The following is a 10,743-nucleotide window of genomic DNA, read 5'->3' on the forward strand; positions in this document are numbered from 1 at the left end:
TGTGCGCCCCCGGCCCCCCGCGGCGGGGGGGGCCGCGCCGGGGCCCCCCGCGCCCCCCCCCCCCCACAACAACCCGGGGGGGTGGTGGGGCCCCCGGGCGCCATTGTCCGACGGCGGGGGCCGGGGGCCGGCCCGGGTGGCGGTCGACGGTCAGCGGTTGGTCAGGACTTCGGTCCGCGCCGCGCTCGACCCGACCGAGGGGTAATCGTAGTCCGGCACCGGCGCGGGAGCCGACTTCCGCCGCCGGTCGACCAGGGCGCCCACCGCGGCGATCAGCAGGCCGAACAGCGCGACCGCCGCGACGAACACCAGGGCCGGCCGGTAGCCGTCCAGCTGCGCCTGCGGGCTGTCACCGCCGGCACTGCCGGCGGTGATCATCGCGGTCGCGCCGGCCAGGACCACCGCTGTGCCGACCTGGATCGCGGTGTTGACCAGGCCGGAGGCCAGGCCCTGCTCGTCGTCGCCCACGCCGTCGGTGGCGGCGATGTTCACCGAGGGGAAGGCCAGCGCGAAGCCCACGCCGAGCAGCAGCATCGAGGGCAGGACCAGACCCACGTACGAGCTGTGCTCGTCCAGCCGCAGGAACAGCGCGAACGCGCCGACCAGGGCCAGCAGGCCGATCGGCAGCAGCCGGCCGGTGCCGAAGCGGTCCACGATCGGGCCCATGAACGGTGCCGAGAGCGCGATGAAGGCGCCGGCCGGCAGCAGCCCGAGGGCCATCTGCAGCGCCGACCAGCCCAGCAGGTGCTGCAGGTAGAGGGTGACGACGAACTGGAACCCGCCGTACGCGCCGGCCATGGCGAAGGCGATCACGTTGGCCCGGGCGACCGAGCCGTTGCGGAAGATGCCGAGCCGGACCAGTGGGTGGGCGGTGCGGCTCTCGACCAGCAGGAAGGCGGCGGCCAGTGCGGCGACCACGACCAGCGAGCCGACGGTGCGCAGGCTCAGCCAGCCGGCGCCCTGCGCCTCGGTGGCGGTGAACACCAGCAGCAGCACGGTCGCGGTGCCGGTGATCGCGCCCAGCACGTCGTAGCCGCCCTTGGCGCGTTCCTCGGTAGGGCGGGGGAGCAGCCGGACCGCGAAGAACAGGGCGAGCAGCGCGACCGGGACGGGCATCAGGAACGTCCAGCGCCAGCCGACGGAGGTGAGCAGCCCGCTGAGCACCAGGCCGAGCGAGAAGCCGCTGGCGCCGCAGGTGGTGTAGATCGACAGCGCCCGGTTGCGGGCGGGGCCCTCGGCGAAGGTCGTGGTGATGATCGACAGGCCGGCCGGGGCGGTGAAGGCGGCGCTGACGCCCTTGAGGAAGCGGGCGGCGATCAGCAGCCCGCCGTCGTCGACCAGGCCGCCGAGCAGCGAGGCGGCGGCGAAGACGCCCAGGGCGACCAGGAAGACCCGGCGGCGGCCGAGCAGGTCGGCGGCGCGGCCGCCGAGCAGCAGCAGGCCGCCGTAGCCGAGCACGTAGCCGGAGACCACCCATTGCAGGGCGGAGGTGGAGAGGTGCAGCTCGGAGCCGATGGACGGGAGGGCGACGCCGACCATGGAGACGTCCAGGGCGTCCAGGAACATGGCGGCGCAGAGCACGATCAGGGTGCCCCAGAGGCGGGGTGTCCAGCTCAGCCCGCTGGTTGACGGGGCGTCGGGTGACGTGGCGGTCGCGGTGGTCATGGGGAGGACAGTACATGCGCGTGCATTCAATGCAAATGAATAAGATGTGAACACATAATTTTACGGCGCACATGCTAGGGTGGCACCGTGGCTGATCTCGACTCCCCGGCGGAGGCCGGTCTCGTTGCGCAATGGCGCGACCTGCTGGCCCGGCATGCCGCCACGGCCTGCATGCTCGATCGCGAGCTGGGTGACAAGTGCGGGCTGGGCGTGAGCGAGTTCGAGGTGCTGGAGCGCCTGGTGGAGGGGTGCCAGGGCGGCGGCCATGCGCTGCGGGCGCAGGAGCTGGCCCACACCGTCCACCTCAGCCAGAGTGCGCTGTCCCGGGTGATCGCCCGCCTGGAGAAGGGCGGGCTGGTCACCCGGGCGATGTGCGAGAGCGACCGGCGGGCCATCGTGATCACCCTGACCGGGACCGGTCGGGAGCGGTACGAGCAGGCCAGGCCGCTCCATCGTGAGGTGCTCGAACTGACCCTCGGCGCCCCGCTCGGGCCGTTGGACGAGTCGCCGACAAGCTGACCTGCCGGCAAGCCGTCCCGCCGGCAAACTGTCCCTTCGACAACCTGACTCGGCGTCAATCCGGCGGGCTGGCAGTTGGGTTGGGCCTTTTTGGAGGGGTGAGCCCCTTTTCAGAGGAGCGAGGTCAGCCCCGGCGCGACGGCCAGCAGGACGGCTGCGGCGGGTGCGGCGAGGGCGACGACGGTGAGCCGCAGCCGGTGCGGGACGGATAGTCGCGGGCGGCCCGCGAGCAGCCGGTCCACTCGCCGCGGGGACTGCGCCAGGCCGGGCGGGCAGGAGCCGAACACCCCACGGTCCAGGTTGAGTTCGGCCAGTGCGAGGGCAGTGGTGTGCCGGCCGTGCCGGCGCGCGGCCCGGTCGTCGGCCGCCAGCTCCACCAGCTCCTCCACCTGGGCCCGGAAGGCGCTGAACACGCCGACCCCGGGGAAGCCGGAGGCGAGCGCCTGGGCGCACTGCTGGAGCCAGTGGTGCCGGGCCCGGACGTGCCCGCGCTCATGGCTCAGGACAGCGGCCAACTCCCGGTCGGTCAGCTGCTGGAGGGCGCCGGTGGTGACCACCAGGCGGGAGTCCGGGCCGGGCAGCGACCACGCCTCCGGGCGGATGTTCTCCAACACCACCAGCCGCTCCCGGCGGCTGCGGGCGGCCGCGATGGCCTCCGGCAATTCCGGTGCCCGGACCGTCAGTTGAGCATGCCGGTGGTCGCGGAGCGCCTTCGCGGAACGGACCTCGCGGGTGAGCGCCAGCACCGTCTGCAGGCCGCCCGCCGCCAGCACCGCGGCGCACAGCCGGCCCCAGCCCTCGGCGTCCTGGAGGCCGTACGCGGCCTCGACGCCGTGCGGGGCGCCCGAGAACACCAGGGCGCGCAGTTCGGGCAGCGCGGCGGAGGCGGCCAGCAGCAGGCCCAGGACGCAGCACAGCAGCACGGCCACCACCAGGCACTGCCATGCCAGCAGCGCCAGCACCGGTTCGCGCTCCGCCCAGCGGGCCCGGGCCAGCAGCCGGGGCGCGACGGTCGAGAGCAGCAGTCCGAGCAGCAGCAGGCCGATCAGGGCAGTCATCGCATGGGCTCCCCGAGTACGCACGGAACGCGACAACGCGCTCCCTGCCAACCTATGCGCTGATGACCTCCGGAGGAACGGCTTTCGACCGGCCAGTGACCAACGCCACGTCAGGGATGGGGTCTTGGATCGATCGGGGCTCACATGGTCAGGAGCATGGCGAACATGCCGATGCCCATGGTGAGTCGGCAGGCCCGGGGCAGCCCGGCGGTGCCGAGTGCCAGGGTCCCGGAGGGGGTGTGCAGGAGCCGGGTGCCGGCCCACAGGGAGTAGGCGCCGAAGTAGAGCAGGAGGGAGCCGGTCAGCAGCGGCGTGCCCGCGTCGGCGGCGTGGTGGTGATGGCCGGGGGTGGCGGTCATCGCGAGCGCCATGTACGTCATGGCGATCGCGCCGATCGCGTGGTGCAGCCGGTGTGCCCGGCGGGCCGGGGCGCGTACGGCGGCGAGCAGGAAGGCGGCGGCGGGGAGGCCGAACACCCAGGCCCAGACGGTGGCCGGGACGGCGCCGCCGGTCACGGCCATGGCGGCCATGCCGAGCCCCATCAGGGCCTCGGCGGCGTCGGACTCCCGGGCGAGTAGGCGCCGGGCGCCGAAGTGGTGAGTGGTGCCGGCGGCGCAGGGGGAGTGGCGCAGCCGGGTGAGGCAGTAGGCCCCGGCGGTGGCGGTGAGGAGCGCGAGCAGCCAGCTGATCAGCGAGGGTCCGTGCAACGGCGGCCTCCCGGGGCGACGGGGGCGGGCGGCCGGCGGCGGTGTGGCGGGGGCGGCGAACAGATGACAGATGACAGATGACAGATGTCAGCGAACAGATAACGGATAACAGATAACGTCATCTGTTATCTGTTCGCCGGCATCTGTCTCCCGCCCCTGCTCCTCGCCCGCGGCCCGCCACACCATCGCCCGCCGACCGCGGTCTGGACGGTCGTCCCGTCCACGATCACCGCTGTGGCCGGGGCGCGGGCAGGGCGCGCACTGGGGCGCACAGTGGTGCCCCCCGGTGTGCGGCCACCGGGCACACGCTCCGCCGCCCCGGCCGGCGCTCAGCCCGCGAGCCGCCCCGAGGCGACGACCCGGCTGAGGAACCGTCGCGTCCGCTCCTCCCGCGGATCGCCGAACACCTGCTCCGGCGGCCCCTGTTCGAGCACCACCCCGTCGTCCAGGAAGCAGACCTGGTCGGCCACCTCGCGCGCGAACCCCATCTCGTGGGTGGACAGGACCATCGTCATCCCCTGCTCCTTGAGGTCGCGCACCACCGAGAGCACCTCCCCGACCAGGACCGGGTCGAGCGCCGCGGTGATCTCGTCGAGCAGCAGCAGCCGGGGCCCGGTGGCCAGCGCCCGCACGATGGCGACGCGCTGCTGCTGTCCGCCGGAGAGCCGGTCCGGGTACTCCTTCGCTTTGGCCGCCAGCCCGAGCCGGTCGAGCAGTCCCAGCGCCTCCGCCTCCGCCTCGGCCCGCCCCCGTCCGTGCACCCGGCGCGGGGCGAGCGTGATGTTCTCCAGCACGGTCAGGTGCGGGAACAGGTTGTAGGACTGGAACACCACGCCGATCCGGCGACGGACGGCGTCCTGGTCTGCGCGCGGGTCGGTGATCTCCTCCCCGTCCAGGAAGACCGCCCCGTCGTCGATCCCCTCCAGCAGGTTGACGCACCGCATCAGCGTGGACTTGCCGGAGCCGGACGCCCCGATCAGCGCCGTCACCGAGTGTTCGGGCACGGCGAACCCCACGTCGCGCAGCACCACCTGGCCGCCGAAGGTCTTGCGCACGGACTCCAGCCGGAGCACGTCTCCGCTCACACCGCACCTCCCTGGAACTGCCGACGGTTCGTCCGGGCGGTCAGCCAGTCGGCGAACCGCGTCAGCGGAATGGTCAGCACGATGAACACCAGCCCCGCCACCAGGTACGGCGTGAAGTTGAACGACCGGGCCGCGATGATCTTGGCCGCGTACACCGCGTCGATCGCCCCGCCGATCGAGACCAGCCCGGTGTCCTTCTGCAGGCTGACCAGGTTGTTCAGCAGCGGCGGCACGACCCGCCGCACGGCCTGCGGGAGCACCACGTACCGCATCGCCTGCGCGTTGGTGAGCCCGAGCGACCGGGCCGCGGCCCGCTGGCTGGGGTGCACCGACTCGATGCCGGAGCGGAAGACCTCCGACACGTAGGCGGAGTACGTCAGCACCAGCGCCGCCCCGCCGAGCACCAGCGGATCGGTGGTCACCCCGCTGAGCCGCAGCGCCGGCACCCCGGTGATCATCACCAGCAGGCAGATGATCATCGGCAGCCCGAGGAAGAAGTCCACGTACGCGGTGGCCAGCAGCCGCACCGGGAGGAACACCGGCCCGCGCAGCGTCCGCAGCACCGCGAGCAGCAGGCCGAACACCAGGATCAGCGCGCCGCAGCCGAGCATCAGCTCCAGGTTGAGCCGCAGCCCCGTCAGCACCTCGGGCAGCGCCTGGCGGGCGTAGTCGGCGTTGAAGAAGGTCTTCCGAGTCACCTCCCAGCCGGGGGAGTTGACGACCAGCAGGTAGAGCGCGACCGCCATCGCCAGGGTCGACCCGGCGGCCGTCAGCGCCGACCGGCGGGCCCGGCCGCGCCGGTACGCCTCGTGTGCCAGCCGTCGTTCGGACGGGCGGTAGCCGTCGTCGTCCCCCTTGCCCCCGCCGCCGTCGCGGCCCCTCCCGTCGCGACCCTTCCCGTCGAGGCCCTTCCCGGCGCGGATCTTCCCGCCCCGGCCCGTGGCGACCGACGCCGGACCGGCCGCCACCGCGTCGCCGCTCACTTGAGCACCGGTGCCGAGACGGCGTCGGAGAGCCACTGCTTCTCCAGCTTCGCGAGCGTGCCGTCGGAGCGCAGCGCGTCCACCGCCTGCGACACGCAGCCGGTCAGCTTCGAACCCTTGTCCAGCACCAGGCCGAACTGCTCGCTCTTCGACGCCCCCTCGAACTGGCCGACCACCTGCGCCTCGGGCACCTCGGCGCCGGTGATGTAGAAGGCCGTCGGCAGGTCCACCACGAGCGCCTCGACCTGGCCGTTCTTCAGCGCGGCCTTCGCGAGGTCGTTGGAGTCGAACACGGCCGGCTGGACGCTCGGCTTGATGGTGTCGGTGATGGTGTCCAGGCTGGTGGTGCCGACCTGCGCGCCCAGCTTGGCGCCCTTCAGGTCGGCGATGCTCTTCGCGCCCGCCGCCTTGGAGTTCTTCAACGCGATGACGGCCTGGCGCACGTCGTAGTAGCCGGAGGAGAAGTCGACGGCCTGCTTGCGCTCGTCACTGATGGACACCTGGTTGATGTCGAAGTCGAAGTCCTTGGCCCCCGGCGAGGTGGCCTTGCCGAACGGCGCGACCACCCAGCTGACCTTCTCCTTGGGGTAACCCAGCTTCTCCGCCACCGCGAAGGCCACGGCGGACTCGAACCCCTTGCCGTTCTCCGGCTTGTCCTCGGTGAACCACGGGTCGTAGGCGGGCTTGTCGGTGCCGACGGTCAGCGTCCCCGCCGTCCGGGTCGCCAGCGCTCCCGGCGCGCAGCCCGCGGCGCTACCGGCCGCACCCGAGGAGCCCGAGGCGGCGGCCCCGTCGGACTTGGCGTCCTGCGGCGCGCACGCGGTCAGCGCGGCGGCCGCGGCGAGCAGCGCGGCGAGGGGCAGAGCGGCGGACGGCTTGCGGATGGTCATGGCAGGGCTCCAGTGAGGAAGGGCAGGGCGGGACAGGGGAGGCGACGGGGGCGGGCCGGGCCGGGGCCGGCCGCGGGCCCGGCGGGTCACTTCCCCCCGGTGGCGGCGCCGGAACACACACGGCATGGTCGGCGTACGGGCCCGCGTCCGCGGTGCCCTCCGAGCCGGATCAGCGACAGCGGCGGCAGAGGCCGCGTACGCGACAGCAGGCGTGACAACGAGAGGGCACCCGGAACAGGCCGATGTGGCACTCGGTCACCGTGATCACCGCCGGGAGCATGGCGGGAGGTTCGCATTCCGACGGTGCATCTGTCCAGAACATCCAGATCCCTGTCCACATGGCGGACGCCCGGCCGGCGGGCCCGCGCCCCGGGGCCCCGCCCGGGCTTCGGCGGAGCCACGCCGGAGCTTTGTCGGTCGCGACCCCCTTGAACAGGAGAACCTTTCGTACTTATGGTGTCTCCGTTGAAATAACTCCTGTCGAAGTGAGTCCCCGATGCAGAATCTTTCGCCAAGGCTCGCTGCGGCGGCCGAGGCCCCGGTCTCGACCCTCGCCGGCCACCCGGCCTGGCTGCGCCTGAAGGAGGCCGTCGAGACGCTGCGCCCGCTGCAGTCCAAGGACGGCTCGATCGACCTGTCCGCCGTCCAGCGGCACACCGTCGACCCGCTGGTGGCCACCGTCCGCGGCGCCGTCGAGGAGCTCGCCCCGCTGTTCCCGCACGACGCCGCCTACCTGGCCGCCGTCGACGCGGACCTGGCCAAGTGGGCCGACACCGGCTACCGGGAGCCCGACTTCCTGGACTCGCTGCTCGCCTTCCACCCCGCCGACCAGCGCGAGGACGGCCTGGAGCACCTCGTCGTCTTCCCGATGTACACGCAGAACGGCAACCCGGACCGCAACCTGGAAGCCGTCCTGCTGAGCGTCGTGTGGCCCGACTGGCTGGCCGAGCTGGAGCGGACCCGCTTCGACAACCCGATGTTCGTGCCGATCACCTTCACCGACTTCACGGCCGGCTACGACACCAACTCCGCCGTCCTCTTCCCCGAGACGGTCGCCGTGCGCAAGGCGCCGGAACGTTTCACCTGGGGCGGCATCTTCTGCGACCGCGAGGCCGCCCGCTTCCGCGCCGTCACCACCAGCGCCGTCCAGCAGCTCGGCCTGGAGATCCCGGCCGACGCCGAGGGCCTGCTCAAGGACCAGGACCGCGCGCAGGAGACCTTCGTCCTGTGGGACCTCGTCCACGACCGCACCCACAGCCACGGCGACCTGCCGTTCGACCCCTTCATGATCAAGCAGCGCAGCCCGTTCTGGATGTACGGCCTGGAAGAGCTCCGCTGCGACCTCACCACCTTCAAGGAGGCGGTGAAACTGGAGGCCGAGGGCAACGCGCACGCCCGCGACGTCCAGTACGCGGTCCTCTTCGACCGCCTGTTCCGCTTCCCGGTCAGCGGCGACCGCGTCCGCAACTACGACGGCATGGGCGGCCAGCTGCTCTTCGCCTACCTGCACAAGCACGACGCGCTGCGCTGGCGCGACAACCGCCTCAGCATCGACTGGGACCGGGCCCCGCAGGTCACCAACGCGCTCTGCGCCGAGATCGAGACCCTCTACCGCGACGGCATCGACCGGCCCAAGCCGGCCCACTGGATCGCCGCCTACGAGCTGGTCTCCCGCTACCTCACCCCGCACCCCGCCTCCACCTGGGCGAAGGGCTCCGACGCGCTGCCGCTCGACATCACCGACGGCAAGGCCCTCAACAAGGCGCTGTGCGACGCGGTGCTCCCGGACGAGTTCCCGCTGAGCATGTTCTACGAGGCCCTGTCCAAGAAGCTCGGCGGCGTCATCGCCGCCACCGCCGGCATCACCGGCACCGGTATCCAGGGAGCCGCCGCGTGACCACGACCACCAAGTCCCCGCTGGCCGGCAAGGTCATCGCCGTCGCCGGAGCCAGCGGCCCGGCCGGCCAGGCGGTGCTGCGCCGCCTCACCGCCGACGGCGCCACCGTGATCGGTGCCGACATCGACGCCCAGCGCCTCGAATCCGCGCTGGACGCCACCCGCATCGCCGTGCGCGGGGCCAAGGTCAGCGGACAGGTGATCGACCTGCTCGACCCGCAGGAGGTCCACGACTGGGCCGACCACCTGGAGGCCGAGCACGGCCACGTCGACGGTCTGTTCCACCTGGTCGGCGGCTGGCGCGGCAGCAAGACCTTCTTCGACACCCGCCTGGACGACTGGGACTTCCTGCACGACACCGTCGTGCGCACCCTCCAGCACACCTCGCTGGCCTTCCAGCCCGCCCTGGTCCGCAGCTCCGCCGGCCGCTACGCGATGATCTCCGCCGCCGCGGCCCACAAGCCCACCGCGGGCGGCGCCGCCTACGCGGCCGCCAAGGCCGCCACGGAGGCCTGGACCCTCGCCATGGCCGACTCCTTCAAGAAGGAGACCACCGCCCCCGACGGCGAGCCCACCGCGGCGGCTGCCATCCTGGTCATCAAGGCGCTGGTCAGCCCCGAAATGCGGGCCGAGAAGCCGGAGGCGAAGTTCGCCGGCTTCACCGACACCGCCGACCTCGCCGGACACCTGGCGGGCCTCTGGGACCGCCCCGCAGCAGAACTGAACGGACAGCACCTGTGGCTGACAGCCCGATGACCGACCTCACCCGTACGGACGCGGTTCGGCGGCACGACCCCGCCGTCCGCGGCTTCGCCAGCGACAACTACGCCGGCGTGCACCCGGAGATCCTCGCCGCGATAGCCCTCGCCAACGGCGGCCACCAGATCGCCTACGGCGAGGACGACTACACGGCCCACCTCCAGGACGTCTTCCGCCGACACTTCGGAGACAAGGCCGAGGCCTACCCCGTCTTCAACGGCACCGGCGCCAACGTGGTCGCCCTCCAGGCGCTGCTCCCGCGCTGGGGCGCCGTGGTCGCCGCCGAATCCGCCCACATCAACGTGGACGAGGGCGGCGCCCCGGAGAAGATGGGCGGCATCAAGCTGCTCACCGTCCCCACCCCGGACGGCAAGCTCACCCCCGAGCTGCTCGACAAGCAGGCCTGGGGCTTCGGTGACGAGCACCGAGCGCAGCCGCTCGCGGTCTCCATCACCCAGAGCACCGAGCTCGGCACCCTCTACACCGCCGACGAGATCCGCGCGATCACCGAGCACGCCCACCAGCTCGGCATGCTCGTCCACGTCGACGGCTCCCGCCTGGCCAACGCCGCCGCGGCGCTCGGCCTGCCGCTGCGCGCCTTCACCACGGACGTGGGCGTCGACGTGCTGTCCTTCGGCGGCACGAAGAACGGCCTGCTGCTCGGCGAGGTCGTGGTGGTGCTCAACCCCGAGCGGGTGCGGAACATCAAGTTCCTGCGCAAGACCTCGATGCAGCTCGCCTCGAAGATGCGCTTCCTCTCCGTCCAGTTCGAGGCGCTGCTCTCCGGCGACCTCTATCTGCGCAATGCCGGGCACGCCAATGCGATGGCCAGCCGGCTGGAGGCGGCCGTCCGTGGGATCGACGGCGTCGAGATCGTGCGCCCGGTCCAGGCGAACGCGGTGTTCGCGATCCTCCCGCGCGAGGTGAGCGAGCGGCTGCAGAAGCACTACCGCTTCTACTTCTGGAACGAGCACACCGGCGAGGTGCGCTGGATGTGTTCGTACGACACCACGGAGGCCGACATCGACGGCTTCGTGGCGGCCATCGTCGAGGAGATGGGCCGCGCCTGACGGTGCCTGAACATCGGATCGCCCCTGCCCGGGACCCCGGGCGGGGGCGATTTGCATGTGGCGGGCCTGTCCCCGTACAGTTCCGGAGTCGCCGCGAGAGAGCGGGGGCAA

10 protein-coding genes are annotated in these 10,743 nt (G+C 72.3%); 4 read left to right on the forward strand and 6 right to left on the reverse strand.

Features of this window, described 5'->3' with window-relative positions:
• Positions 1 to 150: 150 nt before the first annotated feature.
• Positions 151 to 1,665, reverse strand: a complete 1,515-nt coding sequence (locus ACFV6I_RS32575; protein ID WP_063350133.1) for an MFS transporter — start codon at positions 1,663 to 1,665, stop codon at positions 151 to 153.
• Positions 1,666 to 1,752: 87 nt separating this feature from the next.
• Here ACFV6I_RS32575 and ACFV6I_RS32580 point away from each other — a divergent pair, with 87 nt between their 5' ends.
• On the forward strand, positions 1,753 to 2,184 hold the full coding sequence (locus ACFV6I_RS32580) for a MarR family winged helix-turn-helix transcriptional regulator (RefSeq protein ID WP_380345360.1): 432 nt from the start codon (positions 1,753 to 1,755) through the stop codon (positions 2,182 to 2,184).
• A 110-nt stretch (positions 2,185 to 2,294) separates the two neighbouring features.
• Here ACFV6I_RS32580 and ACFV6I_RS32585 read toward each other — a convergent pair whose 3' ends face one another.
• From ACFV6I_RS32585 to ACFV6I_RS32605, 5 genes are all read right to left on the reverse strand, one after another.
• Positions 2,295 to 3,242 (reverse strand): M56 family metallopeptidase, encoded by a 948-nt coding sequence (locus ACFV6I_RS32585; protein WP_063350135.1) that lies wholly within the window; start codon positions 3,240 to 3,242, stop codon positions 2,295 to 2,297.
• Positions 3,243 to 3,382: 140 nt separating this feature from the next.
• On the reverse strand, positions 3,383 to 3,949 hold the full coding sequence (locus tag ACFV6I_RS32590; RefSeq protein ID WP_380345358.1) for a DUF5134 domain-containing protein: 567 nt from the start codon (positions 3,947 to 3,949) through the stop codon (positions 3,383 to 3,385).
• A 329-nt stretch (positions 3,950 to 4,278) separates the two neighbouring features.
• Positions 4,279 to 5,034, reverse strand: coding sequence for an amino acid ABC transporter ATP-binding protein (locus ACFV6I_RS32595; RefSeq protein WP_063350137.1), 756 nt, complete (start codon positions 5,032 to 5,034; stop codon positions 4,279 to 4,281).
• Positions 5,031 to 5,852, reverse strand: coding sequence for an amino acid ABC transporter permease (locus ACFV6I_RS32600; RefSeq protein WP_244293715.1), 822 nt, complete (start codon positions 5,850 to 5,852; stop codon positions 5,031 to 5,033). The genes ACFV6I_RS32595 and ACFV6I_RS32600 overlap by 4 nt, the downstream gene beginning before the upstream one ends.
• A 161-nt stretch (positions 5,853 to 6,013) precedes the next feature.
• A complete protein-coding gene (locus tag ACFV6I_RS32605) occupies positions 6,014 to 6,907 on the reverse strand; it encodes an ABC transporter substrate-binding protein (RefSeq protein WP_380345356.1) in 894 nt (297 codons plus the stop codon).
• 496 nt (positions 6,908 to 7,403) lie between these two features.
• Between ACFV6I_RS32605 and ACFV6I_RS32610 the strand changes: the two genes are divergently transcribed.
• Genes ACFV6I_RS32610 through ACFV6I_RS32620 form a run of 3 tightly spaced genes read left to right on the forward strand, consistent with a single transcriptional unit; the run spans position 7,404 to position 10,632 of the window.
• Positions 7,404 to 8,804, forward strand: coding sequence for a DUF6421 family protein (locus ACFV6I_RS32610; protein WP_063350139.1), 1,401 nt, complete (start codon positions 7,404 to 7,406; stop codon positions 8,802 to 8,804).
• Positions 8,801 to 9,559, forward strand: coding sequence for an SDR family NAD(P)-dependent oxidoreductase (locus ACFV6I_RS32615; RefSeq protein ID WP_380345354.1), 759 nt, complete (start codon positions 8,801 to 8,803; stop codon positions 9,557 to 9,559). Before ACFV6I_RS32610 ends, ACFV6I_RS32615 begins: the two co-directional genes overlap by 4 nt.
• Positions 9,556 to 10,632: a threonine aldolase family protein gene (locus tag ACFV6I_RS32620; protein ID WP_380345373.1), complete on the forward strand. Its 1,077-nt coding sequence runs from the start codon at positions 9,556 to 9,558 to the stop codon at positions 10,630 to 10,632. The genes ACFV6I_RS32615 and ACFV6I_RS32620 overlap by 4 nt, the downstream gene beginning before the upstream one ends.
• Positions 10,633 to 10,743: the final 111 nt, after the last annotated feature.

Origin of the sequence: Kitasatospora sp. NPDC059803 (genome assembly GCF_042732255.1) — a bacterium.
GTDB lineage: Bacteria > Actinomycetota > Actinomycetes > Streptomycetales > Streptomycetaceae > Kitasatospora.